Source organism: Novimethylophilus kurashikiensis (genome assembly GCF_003112435.1).
In the GTDB taxonomy this organism is placed as follows: domain Bacteria; phylum Pseudomonadota; class Gammaproteobacteria; order Burkholderiales; family Methylophilaceae; genus Novimethylophilus; species Novimethylophilus kurashikiensis.
Genome location: NZ_BDOQ01000012.1, coordinates 19,126 through 42,232, shown reverse-complemented (window position 1 = coordinate 42,232; position 23,107 = coordinate 19,126). Strand labels below are relative to the sequence as shown.

22 protein-coding genes are annotated in these 23,107 nt (G+C 53.2%); 5 read left to right on the top strand and 17 right to left on the bottom strand.

Going from position 1 to position 23,107, the window contains the following annotated elements:
* From NMK_RS12600 to pqqA, 16 genes are all read right to left on the bottom strand, one after another.
* A partial coding sequence (locus NMK_RS12600; protein WP_181376276.1) for an alginate export family protein occupies nucleotides 1-761 on the bottom strand: 761 nt, incomplete at its 3' end.
* Between the two features lie 13 nt (nucleotides 762-774).
* Nucleotides 775-1,467, bottom strand: coding sequence for a respiratory nitrate reductase subunit gamma (narI, locus tag NMK_RS12595; RefSeq protein ID WP_109016113.1), 693 nt, complete (start codon nucleotides 1,465-1,467; stop codon nucleotides 775-777).
* Nucleotides 1,468-1,477: 10 nt separating this feature from the next.
* Entirely contained in the window at nucleotides 1,478-1,996 is a 519-nt protein-coding gene (gene narJ / locus NMK_RS12590; protein ID WP_109016112.1) for a nitrate reductase molybdenum cofactor assembly chaperone, read from the bottom strand.
* Between the two features lie 9 nt (nucleotides 1,997-2,005).
* Nucleotides 2,006-3,550 (bottom strand): nitrate reductase subunit beta, encoded by a 1,545-nt coding sequence (gene narH / locus NMK_RS12585; RefSeq protein WP_109016111.1) that lies wholly within the window; start codon nucleotides 3,548-3,550, stop codon nucleotides 2,006-2,008.
* Between the two features lie 23 nt (nucleotides 3,551-3,573).
* Nucleotides 3,574-7,071 carry a nitrate reductase subunit alpha gene (locus NMK_RS12580; protein WP_305778755.1) on the bottom strand — a complete coding sequence of 1,166 codons (3,498 nt, stop codon included), beginning with the start codon at nucleotides 7,069-7,071 and terminating at the stop codon, nucleotides 3,574-3,576.
* A gap of 184 nt (nucleotides 7,072-7,255) precedes the next feature.
* Nucleotides 7,256-7,918, bottom strand: coding sequence for a response regulator (locus NMK_RS12575; protein WP_109016110.1), 663 nt, complete (start codon nucleotides 7,916-7,918; stop codon nucleotides 7,256-7,258).
* On the bottom strand, nucleotides 7,915-9,876 hold the full coding sequence (locus NMK_RS12570) for an ATP-binding protein (RefSeq protein WP_109016109.1): 1,962 nt from the start codon (nucleotides 9,874-9,876) through the stop codon (nucleotides 7,915-7,917). Before NMK_RS12570 ends, NMK_RS12575 begins: the two co-directional genes overlap by 4 nt.
* Before the next feature lie 19 nt (nucleotides 9,877-9,895).
* A complete protein-coding gene (locus NMK_RS12565; protein ID WP_109016108.1) occupies nucleotides 9,896-10,153 on the bottom strand; it encodes a DUF2249 domain-containing protein in 258 nt (85 codons plus the stop codon).
* A gap of 17 nt (nucleotides 10,154-10,170) precedes the next feature.
* A complete protein-coding gene (locus NMK_RS12560; protein WP_109016107.1) occupies nucleotides 10,171-11,268 on the bottom strand; it encodes a DUF8744 domain-containing protein in 1,098 nt (365 codons plus the stop codon).
* Entirely contained in the window at nucleotides 11,269-11,595 is a 327-nt protein-coding gene (locus NMK_RS12555) for a metal-sulfur cluster assembly factor (RefSeq protein WP_109016106.1), read from the bottom strand.
* Between the two features lie 81 nt (nucleotides 11,596-11,676).
* Nucleotides 11,677-12,594, bottom strand: coding sequence for a hypothetical protein (locus tag NMK_RS12550; protein ID WP_109016105.1), 918 nt, complete (start codon nucleotides 12,592-12,594; stop codon nucleotides 11,677-11,679).
* A complete protein-coding gene (gene serC, locus NMK_RS12545; RefSeq protein WP_109016104.1) occupies nucleotides 12,581-13,663 on the bottom strand; it encodes a 3-phosphoserine/phosphohydroxythreonine transaminase in 1,083 nt (360 codons plus the stop codon). The genes NMK_RS12550 and serC overlap by 14 nt, the downstream gene beginning before the upstream one ends.
* Nucleotides 13,641-14,147 carry a urate hydroxylase PuuD gene (locus NMK_RS12540; RefSeq protein ID WP_109016117.1) on the bottom strand — a complete coding sequence of 169 codons (507 nt, stop codon included), beginning with the start codon at nucleotides 14,145-14,147 and terminating at the stop codon, nucleotides 13,641-13,643. Before NMK_RS12540 ends, serC begins: the two co-directional genes overlap by 23 nt.
* Before the next feature lie 96 nt (nucleotides 14,148-14,243).
* On the bottom strand, nucleotides 14,244-15,380 hold the full coding sequence (pqqE, locus tag NMK_RS12535; protein ID WP_109016103.1) for a pyrroloquinoline quinone biosynthesis protein PqqE: 1,137 nt from the start codon (nucleotides 15,378-15,380) through the stop codon (nucleotides 14,244-14,246).
* The gene (gene pqqD / locus NMK_RS12530) at nucleotides 15,349-15,642 is read right to left on the bottom strand and encodes a pyrroloquinoline quinone biosynthesis peptide chaperone PqqD (RefSeq protein ID WP_227871474.1); all 294 of its coding nucleotides are present in this window, start codon (nucleotides 15,640-15,642) and stop codon (nucleotides 15,349-15,351) included. The genes pqqE and pqqD overlap by 32 nt, the downstream gene beginning before the upstream one ends.
* 49 nt (nucleotides 15,643-15,691) lie before the next feature.
* Nucleotides 15,692-15,766: a pyrroloquinoline quinone precursor peptide PqqA gene (gene pqqA, locus NMK_RS19085; RefSeq protein ID WP_109016115.1), complete on the bottom strand. Its 75-nt coding sequence runs from the start codon at nucleotides 15,764-15,766 to the stop codon at nucleotides 15,692-15,694.
* 280 nt (nucleotides 15,767-16,046) lie between these two features.
* On the opposite strand from pqqA, the gene mnmL reads away from it, so the two are divergent.
* Genes mnmL through NMK_RS12500 form a run of 5 tightly spaced genes read left to right on the top strand, consistent with a single transcriptional unit; the run spans nucleotide 16,047 to nucleotide 19,737 of the window.
* Entirely contained in the window at nucleotides 16,047-17,003 is a 957-nt protein-coding gene (gene mnmL / locus NMK_RS12520) for a tRNA modification radical SAM protein MnmL/YtqA (protein WP_109016102.1), read from the top strand.
* On the top strand, nucleotides 16,993-17,994 hold the full coding sequence (ubiU, locus tag NMK_RS12515; RefSeq protein WP_109016101.1) for a ubiquinone anaerobic biosynthesis protein UbiU: 1,002 nt from the start codon (nucleotides 16,993-16,995) through the stop codon (nucleotides 17,992-17,994). The genes mnmL and ubiU overlap by 11 nt, the downstream gene beginning before the upstream one ends.
* A 2-nt stretch (nucleotides 17,995-17,996) precedes the next feature.
* A complete protein-coding gene (gene ubiV / locus NMK_RS12510) occupies nucleotides 17,997-18,890 on the top strand; it encodes a ubiquinone anaerobic biosynthesis protein UbiV (protein ID WP_109016100.1) in 894 nt (297 codons plus the stop codon).
* A gap of 8 nt (nucleotides 18,891-18,898) precedes the next feature.
* Nucleotides 18,899-19,354, top strand: coding sequence for a ubiquinone anaerobic biosynthesis accessory factor UbiT (gene ubiT / locus NMK_RS12505; RefSeq protein ID WP_109016099.1), 456 nt, complete (start codon nucleotides 18,899-18,901; stop codon nucleotides 19,352-19,354).
* Nucleotides 19,351-19,737 (top strand): putative zinc-binding protein, encoded by a 387-nt coding sequence (locus tag NMK_RS12500; RefSeq protein WP_109016098.1) that lies wholly within the window; start codon nucleotides 19,351-19,353, stop codon nucleotides 19,735-19,737. Before ubiT ends, NMK_RS12500 begins: the two co-directional genes overlap by 4 nt.
* Here NMK_RS12500 and NMK_RS12495 read toward each other — a convergent pair.
* On the bottom strand, nucleotides 19,717-22,836 hold the full coding sequence (locus NMK_RS12495; protein WP_109016097.1) for a bifunctional diguanylate cyclase/phosphodiesterase: 3,120 nt from the start codon (nucleotides 22,834-22,836) through the stop codon (nucleotides 19,717-19,719). The genes NMK_RS12500 and NMK_RS12495 overlap by 21 nt on opposite strands.
* Nucleotides 22,837-23,107: the final 271 nt, after the last annotated feature.

Sequence of the window (23,107 nt, the reverse complement as noted above, 5' to 3'; positions counted from 1 at the left end):
GTAGCAGCGTTGCCGAACCAACTGCGCCCGTGCCCCAGGTCTTCGAAGCTGGACAGATAGGCGTAGCCGACGACGGATTCCGTGGGCGAAATACTGTATTTGACGTTGGCGATGTTGAGGCTGCCGTCGTCGCGCAGCACCGTGGTGATCTGCCGCACGCGGTTGAAGTGCGCGAGGAAGATCTGGGTATCTGGCAGGGACTTGTTAAGCAGCGATTCGCCGTCGAACGCCTGCATCGCCTGGCGGAAGCCGATATCGCCGACGAAGCGCACGTTATCCAAATTGACTTGTTGACGGCCGATACGCAGACGCGTGTTCTTGATGCCGGTCCAGTCCAAATACAATTGGTTCACGCCGGTGTAGTCGGGGTCGACGATCTTGGCGTACTTCACCTTGTCGGGTTGGTTGGAGACGCCGTTAATCAGCGTACCGTTAGTGCTGTCGTTGTAGTCGTCCTGGAACTTGCTGACATCGATCAACTGCGCGGCGAAGCTGAAGTTGTGGAACGGCGCGGTCTGCCAACCGATCAGGCTGCGCAGTGTGGTGCCTTTGCCGTCTTGTAGATCATTATTGGCCGCTGAAGTATTAGCGGGTCCCAAGCCGTCCTGCGAAACATCCTCGTAGCGCAGGCGGAAGCTGGTCATGGGCTGACCGGTCTTGATGGCGTCTAGCAGGGTATCCGGTTGCTTCGGTACGGTTTCATCTGCGATGGCGGGTAATGTGGCAAGGAGCGCAGCAGCAATTATCCATTCGGTTTTCATCTCGAACCTTTCTTTATCGGAAAGAACGTTTGCTGCGTACGATCTGGTAGGAGCGTCCCACATAGCCGAAGGGGGCGCTCCACACATGCACCATGCGCGTAAAAGGGAACACAAGGAACACCGTCATGCCAAAGAAAAGATGTACTTTGAAGACGGTGTCGACGGGAGCAAGCAAGGTTGGATCAGGGTGTAAATAGACGATACTTTGCACCCACTCGGCTAGTGCAATCATTACGCCGGGATTTCCTGTATCGGCATGGCCCATGGAGACGGGAATCGTCGATAGTCCGAGCATTAGCGTAATAAGTAGCCAGCTCAGAATGAATTTGTCCGTGCCGCGACTCGTAACGCTGATACGCGGATTAAACATACGCCTTAGCCACAGCATTGCGCCTCCAATCAACGCTAAAAGGCCGAAGACCGAGCCGGCCCAGATCGCGATTATTTGGTGCGTCATATCGGATACCCCAATTCCTTGAAACCAATGATGTGGAGTTAATAGACCCACAGCATGCCCACCGAAAATAGCAAGTACGCCGACATGGAACAGGTTACTGCCGAGTCGCAGTTTTTTGCGCTCCAGCAATTGACTGGAATCGCTCTTCCATGTGTATTGCTCTCGGTCGAAGCGCTGCAGGCTTCCTAAAAGAAATACTGAGAGTGCGATATAGGGGTACACACCGTAGAGGAAGTTATGGAAGTTCATGAGCATCTCCTTAGGCCGCTAGGCGGGTCAGAGTAGCCCGCCCTTCGATAATCGATAGAAGCCCGGCATAAGAGCTACCGGCTTTTTTGAGGTTATCTGTGAGTACTTTGAAAATCTTATGCGCGTCGGACAGGAAAACCATTGCCTCGGTATCGTCGAGATAGGCAGCAAACTCAAGTACCAGAGGCAAATAGTCCGGCAATTCACTTTCCACGGCTTCTACACCGTAATCCTTGTAAAGCTCGCCTAAATCGATAAGCGCCGGGCCCCGATTATTGTCATCGCCAAATAAGTGATGTGTGAGATGTAGGCTGTGTTCTGCCGTAAGGTCGAAGGTCTGAACATAGTCGGCTTGTAACTCGGTGAGCGTTCGACCCTGCAAGTGTGCTAGAAAACCCAGCACCGCATGACGCTCAGGCTCGTCCACTTCCTCGCAGCGTTCTGTCAGATCGTAGAGTTCGGGCAGGTGATCGAGTAATTCCTGTTTCGGGTAGTCAAGCAGGGCGGAAAGCAATTTGTAGATTTGCATGGTGATCTCCTATTCGTTTGCCGAGGGGGCTGGGTCCTTGGGCTCCATCGAGCCTTTGCGACGACGTGGGAATAGCGTGATCTTGCTGACTCCCGCTGAGGTGTCGTTGCCGAAAGTGAAGCCGTTCTGCCCCTGGAATCCGTGGAAATCCTCAAGAGTGACTTCTGCATGTCCGGTCGGGATTACAAAGCGATCCTCGTGGTTAGCGATGGCGAGATAACGGTACATTTCCTTGGCGGTATCCTCGCTGATGCCGGCTGCCTCCAATGACCTTTTATCTGCAATACCTTCGACGTGCACCGAGCGCTGATAACTGCGCATTGCAATGAGGCGATTGAGCGCGCTCTCGATCGGTGCGGTCTTGCCCGCAGTGAGCAGATTTGCGAGATATTGCACCGGCAAACGCATGGTCCCGGCGACAGGAATCGCGCCATCTGGACCGACCGGCAAGTTACCCTGATCGATTTGCGACTGAACCGGCGAGAGAGGCGGTACGTACCACACCATGGGCAGGGTGCGGAATTCGGGATGCATGGGGAAGGCGATTTTCCATTCGATCGCCATCTTATAGATTGGCGATTTTTGCGCCGCAGTGATCCAGTCTTTGCTGATGCCCTCTGCAAGTGCGGCCTTGATTACTTCAGGATCGTTAGGGTCGAGGAAAATATTGCATTGCGCCTCGTACAGATCCTGCTCGTTCTCTGTACTTGCCAGTTTTTCGATCTTGTCGGCATCGTAGAGCATGATGCCGTTGTAGCGAATGCGGCCAACGCACGATTCCGAGCATACTGTCGGCATGCCGGATTCCACACGCGGATAACAGCCGATGCATTTCTCCGCCTTGCCAGACTCCCAGTTGTAAAACACTTTCTTGTATGGGCAAGACGAAACGCACATGCGCCAGCCGCGGCACTTGTCCTGATCCACCAATACGATGCCATCTTCTTCACGTTTATAAATTGAACCCGAAGGACAAGCCGCTACGCATGCCGGATTGAGGCAGTGGTTGCAGATGCGCGGCAGATACATGTGGAAGGTGTGCTCGAACTGACCGTAGATTTCCTTCTGGATGTTGTCTAGATTTTTGTCTTTGCTGCGTTTGGCGTATTCGCCCGCGAGATCGTCTTCCCAGTTGGGACCCCAGGTAATCTTTTCCATAGTCTCACCTGTGATCTGCGACAATGGGCGGGCTGTCGGCGCTGCCTCGGATAACGGTGCGTTTTGCAGGCGAGCGTAGTTATAGGTGAAAGGCTCATAGTAGTCGTCGATCTCGGGCAAGTCGGGATTGGCGAAAATATTGAGCAGCTTAGAGGCGCGTCCGCCGGATTTGAGCTCGAGCTTGCCATCCTTGAGTTCCCAACCACCGTTCCACTTTTCCTGGTTTTCCCATTGCTTGGGATAGCCGACGCCGGGTTTGGATTCGACGTTGTTGAACCAGGCGTATTCAACGCCCTTGCGGTTGGTCCAGACGTTCTTGCAGGTGACCGAGCAGGTATGGCAGCCGATGCATTTGTCGAGGTTAAAGACGAATGCGAATTGTGCACGTACTTTCATAAAATTCTCCTAAATTGCCTTGCTCAGCGAGAGCCCACGCCGACCGGGTTGCGCTGTGCCTCACGTTCTGGCGTCAGGTCCCGTTCCAGCCAATCGATGTCCGCATCCGCAACCTTGTGCAGCACGATCTGCTCATCGCGCTGGCAACCCACCGTGCCGTAGTAGTTGAAGCTGTAGGAAAGTTGAGCGTAACCGCCGATCATGTTGGTCGGCTTGACGATCACGCGGGTGACTGAATTCAAGATGCCACCGCGTTTCTTGGTGGATACTGAGCCCGGTACGTTCACGTTCTTTTCCTGTGCGTGATACATGACTGCCATGCCCCTCGGGATTCGCTGCGATACCACGGCACGAGCCATGGTTGCGCCGTTGGCATTAACGGCTTCCACCCAGTCGTTGTCCTGCAAGCCGATGCGCTTGGCGTCGTCTTCCGACACCCAGACATAAGGGCCGCCGCGGAACAGCGTGAGCATGCGAAGGTTGTCCTGGTACGAGGAGTGGATGCCCCACTTGGAGTGCGGCGTGATCCACGAAAGGACGAGGTGCGGCTTGGATTTAACTGCAGCCGGGATCGTGTTCTGCGCCTTCATGTCGAGCGGTGGACGGTAGGCACAAAAGCCTTCGCCGAAATCCAGCATCCATTCGTGGTCCTGATAGAAATGGGCACGACCGGTCAGCGTGCGGAACGGGATGTGTTCGTGTACGTTGGTATAGCCTGCGGTGTAAGAGACCGTTTCCGATTCGATGCCGGACCATGTCGGCGCGGTGATGATCTTGCGCGGCTGGGCTTGAATGTCCTTGAATGTGATCTTGTCTTCGTGGCGCCCGGCATAGAGGTGGTGGTGATCGATGCCGGTCTTCTTCGATAACGCGCTCCAGGATTTATGTGCGACTTCGCCATTGGTCTCCGGCGCCATGCGCATGATGGAATCGCACACCGAGATATCTTCCTCGAGCGAGGGCATGCCGAACGAAATGCCGGGCTCCTTCACTGTGTAGTTGTGGCGCTTAAGCTCTTCGTATTCCTGTTCGGTATTCCAATCGATGCCCTTGACGCTGTTGCCAAGCTTGACCATGAGAGGTCCTAGCGCAATGAACTTGCGATAGAGGTTCGCGTAATCGCGCTCGACCACTTTGAGGATTGGCATGGTCTTGCCTGGAATCGGTGCCACGCCATCACGCTTCCAGTCGATCACTTGGCCTAATGGTTGCGCCAACTCGGCGGCTGAGTCGTGTTGCATCGGCAGAGCCACCACGTCTTTTTTCGTGCCAAGATGTTTTTCGGCGAGACCGGAGAAGGCTTTGGCGAGCGTCTTGAAAATCTGCCAGTCGGACTTGGACTCCCAGCCTGGATTCACCGCCTCGGACAGCGGGTGGATGAAAGGGTGCATATCCGTGGTATTGAGATCGTTCTTCTCATACCATGTGGCCGTCGGTAGGATGATGTCGGCGTAGGCCCCCGTCGAATTGAGACGGAAGTTGATATCCACCATCAAGTCGAGCTTGGCCGTCGGTGCTTCCTCGTGCCATTTAATTTCCTGGTTGTCGCGACCGGCGCCAGATTCCTGCAGCACGCCATTCTGGGCGCCAAGCAAATGCTTGAGGAAATACTCGTGCCCCTTAGCTGATGTCCCGATGAGGTTGCCGCGCCAGACGAAGAGGTTGCGCGGCCAATTCACCGGGTTATCGACGTCGGCGAAAGAGGCGTCGAGTGCCCCGGTTTGCAGCTTATCGACGACATATTGGGCAACCCCAGTCTCGTCGGTCGCTCCGGCCTTTTCCGCTTCCTCGGCGAGCTTTAGCGGATTCATGTTCCAGTGCGGCGCCGAAGGTAGCCAGCCCATGCGCGTTGCGGCAACGTTGTAGTCGGCGAGTGAATAGCCCTTGTACTTGCCCTTGGCCGAAGGTGTCAGCAACTCGTCGGCTTTGACGGTTTCATAACGCCACTGGTCGGTATGGAAGTACCAGTACGAGGTGGAATTCATGTGGCGCGGCGGACGCTGCCAGTCCAAACCAAAAGCAATCGGTGCCCAGCCAGCCTGCGGACGCAGCTTTTCCTGGCCCACATAATGAGCCCAGCCCCCGCCGGTCTGGCCCACGCAGCCGCACATGTGCAGCAGGTTCATGATGGCGCGATAGGAGAGATCGTTGTGATACCAGTGGTTGATGGCGGCACCCATGATGACCATGGACTTACCTTGGGTCTTCGAGGCGTTGTATGCGAATTCACGTCCTGTGCGCTCGATGTCGGCTGCTTTAACGCCGGTGACTTTTTCGGCCCAAGCCGGCGTATAGGCAATTTCGGCATCGGAGTATGAGCTTGCAACATTGCCGCCACCCAAGCCACGATCGATGCCGTACTGCGCCACTTGCAGGTCGAACACGGATGCAACCAGTGCTTCTTCGCCGCTGGCAAGTTTTACTTTGCGTACCGGCACGTTGCGGTAGAGCAGTTCGTCTTCCCCTGGGTTGAAGTGCGGAAACCCGACTGAGACTACTTCATCCTTTGCTCCGATACAGGATAGCTCGGCGATAATTTCCTTCTGGGTCGCGGCATTCTTCGGTAGCAGGTTCCACTTGCCGTTCTCGCCCCAGCGAAAGCCGATAGAGCCGTTGGGCGCGACGAAGGACTGGGTACTTTCGTCGTAGACGATGGTTTTCCATTCAGGGTTATTGGTTTCGCCCAGAGCACCGTCGAAATCAGATGCGCGCAAGAATCGGTCAGAGACGTATCTGTCGTCATGCTGGCGCAACAGGACTTGCATCGGTAGGTCAGTGTACTTGCGGGCATATTCGGCAAAGTACGGGTCCTGGTTGTCGATGTAGAACTCCTTGAGTGCGACGTGGCCCATGGCGAGGAAAGCCGCGGAGTCTGTGCCCTGACGGATTGGCATCCACAAGTCGGAAAACTTAACGAATTCAGCATAATCGGGGGCCATCGCGACGATCTTGGCGCCCTTGTAGCGGACTTCCGAAGCAAAGTGGGCGTCCGGTGTGCGCGTCATCGGCAGGTTGGCGCCGGTAATGATGATGTAAGTGGAGTTGTACCAGTCGGCTGCCTCGGGCACGTCGGTTTGCTCGCCCCAGGTTTGGGGTGAAGCAGCGGGTAGATCGCAGTACCAGTCGTAGAACGAGCCGCAAGCCCCGCCGATGAGCGAGATGTAGCGCGAGCCGGCGGCGTACGAAATCATGGACATCGCGGGGATTGGCGAGAAGCCGTAAATGCGGTCCGGACCCCATTTGTTGATGGTATGCACGTTGGCGGCGGCAATGATCTCGTTGACTTCGTCCCAGCTGGTACGCACAAAGCCCCCCAGGCCGCGCACCGCCGTATATTGCTTACGCTTGCCTTCGTCGGCCTGGATCGCAGCCCAGGCTTCGACGGGATCCTTCCCTGACTTGCGCTCTGCGCGATAAAGATCGAGCAATCGGCCGCGGATCATAGGATGTTTGATGCGATGCGGACTGTAGAGATACCACGAGAAAGAAGCACCGCGTTGGCAGACGATGCGTGGCGGCAAAGAAGACGCTGCAGCAACTGTTCCGTGAATGTTAAATGGGATGTTTAAATCTTATTTTGATGTGCAGCAAATTCTTTCGGCATAGAAAACCGATTTCCACAAAGGTACTAGTGACAAGAAGATGTTGCCTTGATTTGAATCAAGAAGAGGCTTGTTGTCAGTGATACTGCACTAATGAGATTGACTACTCGCTAACCTTTTCCTCATAGAGCTTGGCGTAGCCATGTTCCGACGCATACACCGCTGCTTGTACCCTGCTTGAGAGATTGAGTTTCCGAAGAATGTGTTGAATGTGGATTTTCACCGTGCTTTCGGCGACTTCGAGTCGCCGTGCGATATCTTTATTGCTGGCGCCTTTGGCGAGCAAGGCCAGTACCTGTCGCTCGCGCGGACTCGTGACTTCGCTTTCTGTCGCGGTGTTCTGTCCCTGTAACCCGCTCATGAGCTTGCCCGCAAGTTGTGGAGAAACGACAGCATCGCCCTTGTAAGCACGATGCAGACATTCAATGAATGCATACATGTCGATGTTCTTGAGCAGATAGCCGTTGGCGCCGGCACGAATTGCGGCCATGAGATCATCAGCGTCTTCAGAAACCGTGAGCATTATGATGCACAATTCGGGCATCTCTTCACGCACCATTTTGAGCGTGTCCACGCCCGATATGCTTGGCATGTGAAGGTCGAGTAACAAGATATCTGGCTCAAGCTGTTTAGCGAGCTTGTAGCCTTCCAGCCCATCAGCAGCTTCGCCCACGATCTGAAATTCTTCTTGCCTTTCCAATAGAGCGTGAATGCCGCTGCGGAATAGCGCATGGTCATCTACAAGTAGGATGCGTATCGCCGTCATTCAAGGTTCCTCTCGGCTATTGTAGGTACTCGTAATTGGACTTTGGTGCCATGCCCCGGATAGGATTTGATTTCAACGCTACCGCCTATGCGCTCTACACGTTCTCGCATAATGCTCATGCCGATTCCCTCGTTACCTTGGCTAATGGTGTCTACGTCAATTCCGCAACCGTCATCGCGGATCGAGAATTTGTAATCTTCGCCGCGCCGCACGATAACCTCGGCCAAGGTGGCATGCGCATGCTTGCGTACATTGGAGAGCGCCTCCTGCACAATATAGAGCACCTGTGCCTGTTGCTCGGGGGGGAGTGGTAAAGCATGGCCATACTGGATGAGAGATGTCTTGATGCCAGTTTGGGACTCGAATTTGGTCAGCGTCCGCGCCAGTTCGGTTTCGAGGTCAGACTCGCTCACCCGACTGCGAAAATGTACCAGCAGTTCTCGCACATCTTCGTAACTTTCTTGTACGCCGGTGCGTATGCGTTGAAGATCATCGCTGACTTGTGCTGAGTCATTGCGCGCGATCGCGTTTTCAAGCATTTGCGTTTGCAGGTTGAGGAAGGCAAGCGACTGGGCAATGCGGTCATGCAATTCCTGGGCAATGATGTTGCGTTCGGAGGATATCGCTAGTTCTTTTTCCGCTGCCACGATGCGTGAACTTTCAATGGCCGCACCCAAATGCTGGGCAAGTGTTTCCAGCAGTTTGCGCTGCTGTGGGGCAATGACGCGATTTTCTTTAAAGAACAAGTTGCAAAGGCCAAGACTACGATCGTGCCAAAGTACTGGTAAGGCGAGTACTGCTCCGAACCCCTCGCGATTACAACCGTATTCGTAGCGAGAATGATCTGAGGCATCGATGAGATGAACGGTGGGGTACGGATGTGCTGCTACCTCACCACAAAAACATTCCCCCATTCCCTTGCACTGTTCGGCTGTAACGAGTGTGGGTGGCAAGCCTTCATGTACGAACAGATGCATTTTTCCCTGATTGCGATCCGTCAGCCTGAGCATACCCCCATCGGCGTTATATTTGCTCATGAGTTGTTGCAGGAATGTGCGGCACATTTCTTCCAGGTTGGGCGCATGTGCAAGTAGGGCAGTGGTTTCGTATAGTGTTTTGAGCTCGTCACGATGCGCTTCCAAGCTGTGGGTTTTTTCGACGACGCGCAGCTCTAGTGTGTCGTAGAGCTGCTGAAGATGAGACACCATGCTGTTGAAGCCAATTGCGAGGTCGCCGATTTCATCCATAGAGCGCATGGGGACGCGCACATTGAAATCCTCTGCCTGCATGCGGCGCATGCCATCGCGTAGCGAAATGATCGGGCGGACCACGACAAGATAAAGGAGCCCCATGAGGACGAAAGTGCCGAGCAGTGCCAGTACTAGCAATCCGATTTGCAGAGTACGCAATGCACTAAGGTTGTTGTCGCTATGGCGTTCCAATATGGATACCAATGCGTCAATACGTGTCACGAAAGTGTCCAGCCGGTTGGAAAAGTCGGCGATAAGCATTGCTTTATGCGAGACGTCGGCAGAACGAATTGAAGCAATGGCAGGAAGTATTTCGTCTGACCATTCTTGCGCGATCTTGTCCATATGGGCGTAGACCGTTTCAGACTTAGGCAAGTAAAGCGGACGTCGGGGATCACCGAGGCGAATGAGGCGTAGCGTATCCTCGAACTGTGCAATTTCGCGGTCGAGTTCCTGTAGCTGGCCCTGTTCGAGAAGAAAGGCGATATGGTAGGAACGCATACGCTCGCTACCCAAGGCATTGATTGCCGCCCCGGCCCCCTCAAGATTCCATGATTCGACGAGCGTGAGTCCAATCGCGATAAATGCGACCAGGAGAAAAGCGCCAGAAATTGTGGCTAGCTTGGTAACGAGTTTGCGTGATGAAAACACGAAGTCTTTGTATGGAAGCAGTGCCTTCACGTGATTGGCGCAATCGCGTGAAGGCATCTATCTCCAAAGTCGATGTCTACACGCGTGCGAAATCGATGACGATTTGGCCGGGCTCGCGCTGTACATAACTGATATTTACGGCAGGGCCGTAACGCTGGGACAGCTGTTGCAGCAACGGCAGTGGATCGTGGTCGTTAACGAATCGCATTGTTTCGCCGCTGACTAAGGCGTCTAGTGCTCCGAATATGGCGGCATGGCGAAAGCGTTTGGCGACGCCTCGGGCATCGAAATGGTAGATTTGGTCGGGAAGCAAGTGCAAATGAGGGTGGGACATCATTGATACCTCTATCGTTAGGAAAGTTGCGTTGATTTTCTGGCGCTCATTACTGAGGTCAGAACGGCTATGAATACGAACAGCAGCAGGGCGAGGGCGGTTAATGCACCTCCTAGTTGCCGGTAGGGTGAAATTTGAAAAAAATCTCCCGCAACACGGATAAGCAGGGCACTGTGCAATAGCGCCAGCGGCATGTACAACAATGGGGTATAAGCAATCCTTACCCTGACGACAGCAGGGAAAATCACCAGTGCGTGGCCGAAAATCATGGCGAATACAAACCCTACGAAAATTGCATGCAAAAATGCGTCATACCCGGCTCCGGGGATGAGTTGCACGTTCAGTAGGCCAATGAGCGCCGCTACGGGTAGCCATGCATAACCTGAAAGCAAACAGATGGCTATGAATCGGGTGAGCCCGCTCTGCTTGATCGTGCGGCGTGCAATATCGTGGCGTAGCAACCACAGTGTGAGGGTAAGAAGCGTTGCTGAAAACAGCTTCATGCCGAAAAGAGGCATGAGGAGCACGCCTGCGAGCAGGAGCGCGATGATGGTTATGAAAGCCTGTTCGCTGACTCGTGAAGTTTGAAGCAGACGAGATAATTCAAGGCGCTCGCCTGCGATTGTGAGGACGAGAAAAGCCGCCCACCAGATCACTATGCCGGGAAAATTTAACCTGCACAGCCACAGCAAGTCGCCGATAAGCCAGCATAAGGCCCCTAATAGCAGCGTAAGCGTGAATAGAGCGGGTTGCTTCTGCCAGATGAAGAAGGCGCAGATGACATAGATGCCGGCTGAGAGTACGAACAGCATGGCACCTGCCTGCCATTCTCCGGCAAGCGTGACGATGGCTCCGATGGCTGTGGCCAGGGGGGCGATGTAAGCCAAGCGGTTACCGAGCGCGACGGCACGCTCCAGAGTAATCAGTGTACCCAAGAATCCGCACACCATGAGCGGACCATGAAACTCTATGAGTGAGGTGGAGGGGAGCACAGTATTCAAACCTAGCCTGAGCAATCCAGCGTTGATTCCCAAGACAAGACTTGCAAAGGCGGCTGCCATCAGAGGAACGCGCCAGATCACGGGCAGGTTGGCTTGATTGGCTGAGGGCAGCATTTATTTCCAACCCAGACGGTCGCGAGCTTCGGTGGATATCATTTCAGGAGTCCATAAGGGATCCCAAACCAACCTGATGTTGGCTTCGACTTCTTTGGGCAATGCTGAGGATAGGGCTGCCATGACGTCGTCTATGATCATCTCGCCCATGGGGCAGGCCATGGATGTCATGGTCAGCCTGATCTCTACAACCTCCTCCGCTGCTGTAATCCCGTATACCAGCCCAAGATCGACGATGTTTTCACCAATCTCCGGGTCGATCACATGGCGGAGCGCATTGTACGCATCAGACTCCAATGGATTATGCCGTTCGGGGTGCGTGCTCATGAGTCACCTTAAATATGCATAAAAAATGCATGTTTAATTTATCATAGGTCCAGTGCATAAACAAATGTTTATGAAAAAACCTCACGGCTGATCCTGACGTCCGTATGAATCTTTATTCGGCCTCTCGCAGTGGCCTTGAACCCGTAGAAACGTATTCATCTGTCTGATCAATCCAGGACCGGATTGAACCAGTCCCGTGTGCACCTGGATCAAGGATGCCCCAGCCATCAATCTATCGGCCGCATCCTGCGGGGTGCGGATTCCGCCCACTGCAACGATTGGAATGCTGCTGTTCAGTGATCTAGTTACATGCTCCAGCATGTCTGCCGGTCGTGATCCCGAGCCGCAGAGTACGATTCCATCCATGCCTGCTTCTAAACCCATGCATACAAGCTCATGCGTGCTGCTGCGTGCCTGGTCGATTTTTATCATCATGGGCAGCCGATTGCCGTATTGATGAAAGAGCCATTCCCGTTCTTTCCTGACAGCATGCAATACATGGCCTAGGATGTTTCTGTGCTCCAGCTGGTGAAGGTCTGGTCCAGCGCGAACGCCCAGATTGATCACGATGTAATCTGCGTGCTGCCATGCGGCGTGCATGCATGACAGATAATCCTGTGCCATGGATTGAAGCTGGGTATCACGGTTCATACTAATGCTGATTCCTAGTGGAATGCGACGACGGTGGACGTATTGTCCAAGCGAATGGGTGACGGCATGGATGCCGCGGCTTCTCCCGGGCTCCGGTAGCGGCGTGACGGTGCCGATTTCCGCAAAACCAAATCCCGCGGTTTGTAGATAAGGATAGAGGTCGCCATGCTTGTCGAATCCAGCAGCCAACCCGACGACTCCGGGAAATCTCAAACCCATGACATCGATTCCCTGATCGACGGGCAAGTTTTTTCTCCTAGAGAGGCTCGCCAGCCGCAAGGCAAACGCGGCCATCGACCGGGCGTGGTGCGGCTCGATACGTCTGGCGATGGATTCATAGATCTGCATATTGCTTCCTGAACCGATGCATAAAGTCGGCTAGAGCCACGACACCGGCATCCGGCATAGCGTTGTATAGACTTGCGCGGATGCCGCCCTTTTGAACGTGTCCTTTAAGATTCACAAGGCCAGACCAAGCTGCATGGTCAATGAACAGTTGTGTGAGTGGCTCGTCCGGCAATTTGAAGCAGAGATTCATCCGTGAACGCTGATCGGGTGGAATATCACATCGGTAAAACCCCTCACTGGCGTCGATCACGTCATAAATCATCGCGCTTCGCGTTTGGCTGCGCTTCGCCATAGATGTAATGCCGCCTTGATGACCTATCCATTGAAACACCAGGTTTGCTAAATAGATTGAATAGGTGAGGGGCGTATTGACCAATGAGCCAGCCTCGACTTGGTAGGTGTAGTTGAGCACTGTGGGCGTCAAGGCATGGGCGCGCCCCAAAAGATCATCGCGGACGATGACAATGGTGAGCCCGGCTGGGCCGATATTTTTCTGAGCGCCCGCATAGATGAGACCGATTGGCTCGAAGTCGATGGGGCGAACGAGAAAGTCCGAAGTCATGTCCACGATCAGAGGAGTGGAAGCTTTGAGCGCTAGCGACAGTTGCAAGCCGTCGGCGGTCTCGTTGCTTGTAATGTGGCAGTAGGCGGTATTCGTCGAGGTGTGAATATAGTCTTCTGCAATGGCTGCATGTTCGACCTGGCAGTAACGATGTGCTTCATGGATCGCTTTGCGCGACCAATAGCCGCTATCGACATAGGCCGCACACTTGCTATCTCCGAGCAGATTTAGCGGTACGAGGGAGAATTGAGCAGATGCTCCCCCATGCATGAACAGGATATGGAAATGGTCGGGAATCTTGAGAAGTTCACGTAGCGTGTCGCGCGTTCGTCCAAGAAGCCGTTTGAATTTAACGCCTGAGAAGGGGGTTTCGAGTAAGGAAAACCCCTGACCGTCCCAGTCCGGCAATTCTCGCTGAGCTTGAAGAATGACCTCCTCTGGCATGACACCCGGTCCCGCGGCAAAATTGAAAACGCGACGTGATTCAGCTAAAAACGGCTGTGCCATGGGTGCTTGCTGCCATGAAGAAGAGGAGTGGGATTGAAAGCATGGTGTTGATGCGCGAGGAAAGATAGGTCACGCGTGCGCAACGGATGCGATCATCCAGCGAGGCGGGAACAAATCCGAGGACCTTTTTCTGGTGCGGCCACAGCACTAACCATAAGTTGGCGAGCATGAGCGTGCCTATCCACATCCCGAGACCGATCACGGCAAAATAGCCCTTGAGCATAATCGCATCCATCAGCCACCCCCGTTGCAACAGCATGACTATCCCGGCGCCCCATGTCACCACCGAGGCGTAACGGAATGTGCCGTGTTCGCGGTTGAGTAAGGCCATGAACGTGGCACTGCTGGCATCTGCCATTTCCTCACGTTGCAGCGGTCGGTAGCTCGGTCGCTGCACAACATTGGCATAGTTGTGGCCTATCCAGATGAGCCCGCCGAGGAAATGGGCCCAACGCAATAGCAGGTCGAACGCGTGCGCCTCCATCTCACGCTCCCAGTTGATAGCGCACGAACATGAACAGGACGATCGTGAGAACCAGGCCGCAGACGATGGTCCCTGTAGCGGTATCAAGCGGGTTCTTCATGATGGAATCACCGTGGTGCCGCCAGGCGTGCGCATTATCAATGGCTTGTGCTCGCGCGGCTTGCGGCTGCCGAGAATGGCCGATTCTATGATGTGATGATCGGGCGATTTGGCACAGGCTGGATCGGTATTGGAAGCTTCGCCCGTGAGCAGGAAAGCCTGACAGCGGCAGCCGCCGTAGTCCTTTTCTTTCTCATCGCAGGTGCGGCAGGGTTCCTTCATCCACTCGTCGCCCCGGAATTTCATGAACAACGGGGATTCGTGCCATAGCCATTGCAGGCTGTGCTCGCGCACGGTAGGAAACTCCAAGCCTTCAATGACACGGACCTCTTGGCAGGGTAACGCGGCGCCGTCGGGAGCTATGGTCAGGTGGATGGATCCCCAACCGTTCATGCAGGCCTTGGGGCGAGTCTCAAAGTAATCAGGAATGACGAAATAGATCGTCATACGTTTGCCCAATCGCGCTCTCGCACGATTAACTGCAGCTTCGGCATTGTCAATCTGCTCGCGACTCGGCAGCAGTTCCTCGCGGTTGAGCAGGGCCCAGTTGTAGTATTGGATATTGGCAAACTCGAGGTAGTCCACACCTATCTCCTCAGCCAGTGCGAGGATCTCTTCTACCTGATCGATATTTTGGCGGAAGACTGGCACGTTGAGCACCATGGGGAAACCCGCAGCCTTGATGCGTCGGGCGGTATCTAGTTTGAGATCGTGCACGCGTGCGCCTACGAGTTGGTCTGTGAGCGTCCGTTGTGCAGATTGGAGGCTGAGCTGAATCTGCTTGAGCCCGGCTTGTTTGAGTGCCGATAGTCGTTCAGGCGTCAATCCTACGCCCGAGGTGATCAGGTTGGTGTAGTAGCCCAGGCTTTCGGCCTCGGCGACAAGTTCCTCGAGGTCGTCACGCAACATAGGTTCGCCACCTGAGAAGCCTAGTTGCAAAGCACCCAATTCGCGGCCTTCGCGCAACACCTGTTTCCATTCTTCGGTGCTGAGCTCTTTTGAAGCATAGCTGTCGTAATCAAGCGGGTTGTTGCACCAGACGCATTTGAGCGGGCAACGATAGGTCAGCTCAAGTACAAGCCACATTGGCTTGCCGAGGCCGTCAAGGCTGGTTACTGATCCATCCTTTGGCATGTGAAGTCTCCAAAAATCTGTAAATTCCGTTTTCGACGATTATGTCGTCCTCATTGAAAAGCGCCTGGAGTTCGCCTACGAGTTCGGCGACTGTAGCCGCTCCATTGCAACGCTTGAGGATCTCCGCTGCACTAGCGTTGAGCTTGATGACGCCTTCTGGATAGAGCAGAACATAGGCATCCTGTGTTTTTTCCCAGCGCAGGAGGAACATTGGATTGAGTGCGAATTTGTCCTGCGGCTGTATCGTGGTATCTGCCATCATGACCTCTCGAGAAGGGGCGCGGCGATAAGCCCGCGCCCTTAGCTAACGACTAGCGTACATAGACGTAGGCGGTGACCTCGAAGCCAAGACGTACGTCGCAGTAGTTGGGTTCAAGCCATTGCATGTTGCTCTCCTTCAAGATTGATTAAGAGAACCGCCGGCACGCCATGGGGTATTGACGTGTCGGCGGGCGAACCCTGTAAGCCGGATCCGCGGTTGCAACTATCCTCTTGCTCAGCCATTCGGGGCAGTCGAGATTTATTGATTTGCAAATACTGAATATTCGGATTCAGATATACGTGGAATCATGATTTTTTGGCGAGAGGCAGTTTCTTGATCTTGATCAAGGAATAGGGGAATAGCGGCGCGTATACAAGAGCTTTATTTTGGTCTGGGGGAAGGGCATGGTTCTTTCCGAAAGGGTGAATACCTATGGGCAATATCTCTTGCATCGCTATGGCGAGCGCGTACACAAGATCGCGTTGGATGCGGGTTTTACCTGCCCAAACATTGACGGCACAAAAGGGTGGGGCGGCTGTACGTTCTGCAACAATGCTTCTTTCAGCCCTACGGCAGGCAAGCAGCAATCGGATATCGTCGCCCAAATAAAGAAAGCGCGCGAAGTAATTGCGCGCCGCACAGGCGCCAAGCGTTTCATCGCTTATTTTCAGGCTTACACCAATACCTATGATGATATCGAGGCGCTCGAGTCGATGTACCGCTTGGCGCTCGCTCAACCCGGAGTCATTGGGATTTCGGTAGGAACGCGGCCTGACTGCGTCTCTGAAGACGTGCTGGAGTTGCTTGCGGGGTTTCGACGCCAGGGCATGGAGATATGTCTTGAGCTTGGTTTGCAATCTGCTTTCGACCATACGCTGGTCCGTGTTAATCGCGGCCATACGCTTGCCGAATACCGTCAAACCGCAATTGCGGCGCGTCGCCTTGGCATTCCGTTGTGCACGCACCTGATTGTAGGTCTGCCCGGTGAAAGCGACGAACATTGGCATACCAGCCTCGATGTTGTGCTCGAAATAGGCACGGATGGGCTCAAGTTGCATCCATTGCATGTGGTCAAGCAGACCGTCCTCGCGCACCAATGGCGTCAGGGCGGGTATCAGCCGCTTTCCAAAGTGGATTATTTGCAAATCGCTGCAGATCTGATCGAGCGCACGCCGCCACATATCGTTTTTCACCGTGTTACCGCTACGGCATCGCCCGACATCTTGCTGGCACCATCATGGTGTTCGGAAAAATGGAACGTCCTTAACGGCATCGAACAGGAACTGAGGCGTCGCGGTGCACGCCAAGGCAATCGAGCGGGTATCCCGTATCAAAGAGAGGAAATCAAAGATGTCGCTTGAACTCGTTTGCCCCGCGGGCAATCTACCCGCGCTCAAGCTCGCGGTGGACCACGGCGCAGATTGCGTCTATATCGGCTTTCGCGATAGCACCAATGCACGTGCATTTCCCGGTCTCAACTTCGAGCGAGGTTCCGCCGAGGAAGGCGTGCGATATGCCCATGCCAAGGGTAGGAAAGTACTTGTCGCGCTCAATACCTTTCCGCAAACAGCTGCGTGTTTTGAATGGCAGAAGTCGCTCGATATGGCGGCAGATATCGGCGCAGATGCCGTGATTCTCGCCGACCCTGGGCTCATGCGTTACGCCAATCGGGTGCATCCTCAATTGAGATTGCATCTCTCGGTACAAGGCTCTGCGACCAACTACGAGGCCATCAATTTCTATCACGCACACTTTGGTATCCAGCGTGCGGTGTTACCACGGGTTCTTTCGCTGGCGCAAGTGGAAAAGCTGGTTGCCAATACGCCTGTTGAAATTGAATTGTTTGGTTTCGGAGGGTTATGCGTCATGGTCGAGGGCCGTTGCATTCTTTCCTCTTATGCCACCGGTGAGTCTCCCAATACAGCGGGGGTGTGTTCTCCAGCCAAGGCGGTGCGCTGGGAACAAACCGCAACGGGGCTTGAATCACGCTTGAATGGCGTGTTGCTTGATCGCTACGGCCCCCAGGAAAAGGCAGGGTATCCCACGCTGTGCAAGGGACGCTTCGAGGTCCACGACGAAACGTATTACGCTCTTGAGGAACCTACCAGCCTCAATACGCTTGAGTTGCTACCCGAGATACTTCGCATGGGGATCTCAGCCGTCAAAATTGAAGGTCGTCAGCGCAGCCCGGCGTACGTCGAGCATGTCACAAGAGTGTGGCGTGCGGCCATCGATGCAGCACTAAAGAACAGCGATCGTTACTCCGTCCACCCCACATGGAGTGCCACACTCGGTAATCTTTCAGAAGGACAACAACACACGTTGGGCGCTTACCATCGGCCATGGAAATGAACATGAAATTATCATTGGGACCAGTTCTTTACTATTGGCAACGCGACGCCATGATGAATTTTTATCTTCAGGCAGCAACGTGGCCGGTAGATGTCGTCTATCTTGGCGAAACGGTTTGTTCCCGTCGGCACAATTTACGCACCGATGATTGGCTTCGAATCGCTGCCGAGCTCCGCGATGCGGGCAAACAAGTAGTTCTTTCAACGTTGACGCTTATCGAGTCGGAGTCCGACTTGAAGACCATGCGTCGGCTTGCAGAAAATGGCGAATTTCTGGTCGAAGCGAACGATATGGGGGCGGTACATAGACTATCGGGAATGCCGTTTGTTGCCGGCTCCCAGCTGAATGTCTACAACCCGAGTACGCTCGATATCCTCGCTGAATTGGGAGCTTGCCGCTGGGTAATCCCGCTAGAGATGTCGCGGGGCAAACTTGCCGATCTATTGGCCCATAAACCAGCCAACATGGAAACTGAAATCTTCGTTTATGGCCGCATGCCATTGGCGCATTCGGCGCGTTGTTTCACTGCCCGGCATTACAATAAGTCCAAAGATGAATGTCAGTTTCGTTGCTTGGAACACCCCTATGGGCTAGACCTGGATACGCGTGAAGGAAAGCCTTTCCTTGCGCTTAATGGCACGCAGACGCAGTCGTCACACGTATACAGCCTCCTGGCTGAGGTTCAAAGCATGCGAGGGATGGGGGATGTGCTGCGTATTAGTCCGCAGCCCCTGCAAACAGGAGAAGTGGTGACACTGTTTCAGGCAGCGCTGGAAGGAGATGTGTCAGCTACGTCCAAACTCTCCTCCTTGCTGCCGGCTCAAGCTTGTGATGGCTACTGGCATGGTGCTGCAGGAATGCTGGCTTCCGCTGATCTTGCCTCTTTCATGGAATAGGAAAACTTATGACGTTCACGTTTCCAAAATCGTTAAAAACAGTTGTCTCGCGTCTTCCGATCTGGCCGCCATCCTTTTTGTTCGCCCGCATGCTGAATATCGGATTGGACGATGCGGTTCGGAATGGCCGCTTTGCACCGCTCTACGGCAAGAATATTTCCATCCATGTACTGGATACGGGGTTGCACTTGGCTTTTACGCTAGGGCCGAAAGGTTTTCGAGAGGCCTCCGGCAGCATTCCGGATCTCGTCTTCAGTGCCTCTACGGAAGACTTTTATTTTCTGGCCTCCCGGCGAGAAGATCCAGATGCATTATTCTTTAGCCGTCGGCTTTTAGTAGAAGGTGATACCGAGCTGGGGCTCGTCGCCAAGAATACCTTGGACGCCCTCGATTTGCCCCAATTCGAAATTAGCCCTACCCATATCCTCAAACGTCTCAGTCAACGCTTCGCTCCCTCCATATGAAGCGACAAGACTACAAGGATTTACCCATCGTCTACTCGTGCTCGGGATGTTCAAGTGCTGCGCAGACCGCTAATTACATCGCACTAAAGCTCGACCGTGAAGGCGAGGCTGAGATGTCCTGTATTTCTGGCGTGGGTGGTAATGTTCCGCATCTGGTCGACATTGCACGTTCGGGAAGGCCCATCATTGCTCTGGATGGCTGCCCGCTAGCATGCGTCGTGCATTGCCTTCAGCAACGAGGGGTTTCTGCTAATTTTCATTGGCTATTAAACGAGCAAGGGGTGAGAAAACGCTATCACACTGATATCGACCAGAAACAAGCGGATGAACTTGCAAATAAGGTGGCTGAGCAGGCGCGAAAGCTACGAGGTCGCGTGAAGTAACCGTCCGAATTCGACGGCGGGTAGGGGCTTCGAGAATAGGTACCCCTGACCATAATCGCATCCGGCTTGCTTGAGCAGAACATGTTGCTCTTCAGTTTCAACCCCTTCGGCAATAACTTTGATGCCCAGTCGATGCGCTAAGACTATGATGGCTTCGCAAAGTGCGAGATTGTTCGAGGTGTGGGTCAAATTACTTACGAAGCTTTGATCGATCTTCAGGAAATCAATATCGAATTTCTGCAGATAAGCCAATGATGAGTAACCGGTCCCAAAATCATCCAGTGAGATACGCATGCCTCCCAAATATAACTTCGATAGCTGGGACCTGACCTTTTCGCTGTTTTCCAACAGCACGCTTTCCGTGATTTCTATGACCACACTTTCTCCCGGCAACCCCAAAGCGGATAACTGGGCATGCCAATCGGAGTGATCTTTCGTGCCATTCTGGAACTGAATTGGCGACTTATTGATGCTGATTTGGACTTCCGATTTTCCATCGTCTCGCCATGCAGCTAATTGCTGCACAACATTTTGAAACACCCAATCACCTATGCCGCATATCAGTCCAGTTTCTTCTGCAATCGGAATGAAATTGGCAGGGCTGATTAGCCCTGCCACTGGATGGTTCCAACGAATGAGCGCTTCAGCTTTTGCGATCTTGCCAGTCGCTAATTCAACAATAGGTTGGTAATAAACTTCGAATTGCTTTCCTGCCAGCGCATTGTGCAAGTCGTTGGTGAGCCGCATGCGGATCTTTGCGACTTCCTGCATGGCTGCTGTGAAATAGCTAAATCCATTTCGACCTCCATTCTTTGTTGCATACATGGCTTGGTCTGCGGCTTTAAGCAAGTCGTCAATATCAACAGCATCGTTCGGATAGAAACTTATACCGATACTCGCTGAAACGTAAGCATAGTCAGAACCTAACTGGAACGGTTGCGAGATATTTTGCAGAATGGTTTGGGAGACCCTTTGGGCATAGTTAGGCTCCATGGATTCGAGCACGATGACAAACTCATCCCCACCCCAACGAGCAAGCATGTCTGACTCTCGTATACATGCCGATAGTCGTTGAGCGGCCTCCTTGATCAGAAGATCGCCCATGCTATGCCCCAATGTATCGTTGACTTCCTTAAAGCGGTCTAGATCTATAAACATTAATGCCAGGGGATTGCCAGAATTTTGTGATTTCTGGATGCTCAACTGTAGGCGATCCAATAGCATGCTTCGATTGGGTAACCCGGTAAGTTGATCGAAATTGGCTTGATTCCAGATGAGTTCCTCTGATGCCTTTTTTTGGGTGATATCAGAAAACAGCGCTACATATCGGTCTGCTCCACTTTTACTACAGATGCTAGTTATAGTTAGCCATTCCAGATACAGCTCGCCGGACTTGCGGCGATTCCATATCTCACCCTGCCACTGTTTATCATTGTGAAGCGATTCCCACATAGATTGATAAAAATCTCTATCGTGGTAACCGGAGCTGAGAATGTGAGGGTTTTTTCCTATGATCTCCTCATAGGTGTATCCAGTAAGCCTGGTAAAGGCAGGATTGACGGTAAGGATGATCGCATTGTGATCGGTTACGATCATCGCTTCGCTGCTGTTTTGATACACCATGAGTGCCAGTTGTAATTCTTCGTTATTCCGTTTCTGATCAATAGCGATACTGGTGAGATTGGCGATTTGAGCGATCAGTCGTAAGTCTTCATCAGACTGAGGGAGATTGTTCCGTCGGTAAAGCACCGCCGCTCCGATGGGTTGGTTGTTTTGGCTTCGTATCTGCTCGATTCGACACGAAACCGGAGTGCTAGGATCGACTGTGTCGGAAGATGGATATTGAAAAAGGAACCACCAGGTATCTAGTACAGTTTGTTGGTCAGCAACAACCGCGGGAATTTGCATCTTGATTCTTGCATTCTGGGCCGCGGGGCAGTTGCATTCTTCTAGGCTATAGATGTTGCCGATAAAAACATGTTTGCCGCTATTGTCATTCACCATAATGCAGCAGAGTAAACCGTCGTTTTCTTTCTCCACACTATCTACGATGGTTTGTAGCACATTCTTGAGTGGCGTATTACGAGCGATGAGCTCCAGAATCAGATTACGGGTACGTTCGCGCTGCTCGGAACGTCGCAACTGATGCATCACGAAATCGACTGCCAAACCGACGTCAGTAAGGACAATGACGTAAAACCATAAATTGGTTAAATTGGTTCGTTCGATGTCATCTCCAAAGAAACCTATGCCATTTTTTGCGCCGAGTAGGGCTTGCAGGCCGGTGAATGCGATGACGAGGAATACCCCGTGGCGTCCGAATCGAACAGCGGCCCAGATAATAAATACGAACATCAGGAAGGCTTTGGCATAGTCCCCCAGTGGGTCCGCAAGCCAACCGAGAAATACCATTTGTCCAGTCAGGAGCGCGAGGCCGAAACAGCTGATAGTTTCGGTGATCCTGTCTCTTTTGAGCCAGCCTTTGGGAAGGCGTTGCCAGGTCAACACGATGGGAGTGGCGAGGATAATGCTCAATGTGTTGCGTTCGGCCCATAGCAACAACTCCTGCATGAAGTTCACCCCTGACACCCATCCAGCTATATGAAGTGCCGAGGTGCTTACAACTGCGTCCATTCCCCCTGTTGCCGCTGCTGCGATACCTAACCATAAGTAATCATGGAAATTCTCGAGCATATGATTGAAGCGATGAATCCGGGCCAACAAAGATATCCCTAGGACAACACCCATTGTGTTTCCGATGGCCATGCAGATGGCTGCTGCAGGGGAGTCGATAAGGATTAAGTCGGCGGTTAATGTTGCGAGAAAGATCCCGGGCCATATTCGTGTTCCGAACAAAATTAGTAAGGCTAGGGATAACCACGAAGGTGGCCAAACGATAAGCAGTTTGTGATCCACCATGAACAGATTCATCACTCCCTTGGTCGATAGGGCGTAAATCAGGGGGAGTACAACCATCAAGATCAGATAACCTGCCGGCCGGTCCGGCAAGGTTTGCATCCCTCGCGCGCTCAAAGTCATGAATATCTGTCTGAGGAGTAGGAGCAGAGCATCTTGAGTTTTTCTGACAATCAGATACATCGGTCCAATTTAACCTATACCCATAGTACGAATAATTGATCTGGGTCAAGGAAACCCCCTCAGAATAAAGACATTCTGGTCGCCAATTCGGATCACAGTTTTTGTTCAACAAGACGGAGGATGTGAACCATGGTAGGAGGGATGAGGCAGTACGTTCTACAGATGTCACCGGTCATGGCGGTCGGAATGAACATCGTGTTCGCTGATGCATTTCAGCACCCGAAGATGCGCTATCCATAAACAATTTGGCGCAAGCAAGGGAATTCATCAA

Bases quoted from the DNA above. Each gene is read 5' to 3' on its own strand.
- narI (WP_109016113.1), bottom strand. From the start codon at position 1,467: ATGAACTTCCATAACTTCCTCTACGGTGTGTACCCCTATATCGCACTC.
- narJ (WP_109016112.1), bottom strand. From the start codon at position 1,996: ATGCAAATCTACAAATTGCTTTCCGCCCTGCTTGACTACCCGAAACAG.
- narH (WP_109016111.1), bottom strand. From the start codon at position 3,550: ATGAAAGTACGTGCACAATTCGCATTCGTCTTTAACCTCGACAAATGC.
- NMK_RS12575 (WP_109016110.1), bottom strand. From the start codon at position 7,918: ATGACGGCGATACGCATCCTACTTGTAGATGACCATGCGCTATTCCGC.
- NMK_RS12570 (WP_109016109.1), bottom strand. From the start codon at position 9,876: ATGCCTTCACGCGATTGCGCCAATCACGTGAAGGCACTGCTTCCATAC.
- NMK_RS12565 (WP_109016108.1), bottom strand. From the start codon at position 10,153: ATGTCCCACCCTCATTTGCACTTGCTTCCCGACCAAATCTACCATTTC.
- NMK_RS12560 (WP_109016107.1), bottom strand. From the start codon at position 11,268: ATGCTGCCCTCAGCCAATCAAGCCAACCTGCCCGTGATCTGGCGCGTT.
- NMK_RS12555 (WP_109016106.1), bottom strand. From the start codon at position 11,595: ATGAGCACGCACCCCGAACGGCATAATCCATTGGAGTCTGATGCGTAC.
- NMK_RS12550 (WP_109016105.1), bottom strand. From the start codon at position 12,594: ATGCAGATCTATGAATCCATCGCCAGACGTATCGAGCCGCACCACGCC.
- serC (WP_109016104.1), bottom strand. From the start codon at position 13,663: ATGGCACAGCCGTTTTTAGCTGAATCACGTCGCGTTTTCAATTTTGCC.
- NMK_RS12540 (WP_109016117.1), bottom strand. From the start codon at position 14,147: ATGGAGGCGCACGCGTTCGACCTGCTATTGCGTTGGGCCCATTTCCTC.
- pqqE (WP_109016103.1), bottom strand. From the start codon at position 15,380: ATGCCAAAGGATGGATCAGTAACCAGCCTTGACGGCCTCGGCAAGCCA.
- pqqD (WP_227871474.1), bottom strand. From the start codon at position 15,642: ATGATGGCAGATACCACGATACAGCCGCAGGACAAATTCGCACTCAAT.
- mnmL (WP_109016102.1), top strand. From the start codon at position 16,047: ATGGTTCTTTCCGAAAGGGTGAATACCTATGGGCAATATCTCTTGCAT.
- ubiU (WP_109016101.1), top strand. From the start codon at position 16,993: ATGTCGCTTGAACTCGTTTGCCCCGCGGGCAATCTACCCGCGCTCAAG.
- ubiV (WP_109016100.1), top strand. From the start codon at position 17,997: ATGAAATTATCATTGGGACCAGTTCTTTACTATTGGCAACGCGACGCC.
- ubiT (WP_109016099.1), top strand. From the start codon at position 18,899: ATGACGTTCACGTTTCCAAAATCGTTAAAAACAGTTGTCTCGCGTCTT.
- NMK_RS12500 (WP_109016098.1), top strand. From the start codon at position 19,351: ATGAAGCGACAAGACTACAAGGATTTACCCATCGTCTACTCGTGCTCG.
- NMK_RS12495 (WP_109016097.1), bottom strand. From the start codon at position 22,836: ATGTATCTGATTGTCAGAAAAACTCAAGATGCTCTGCTCCTACTCCTC.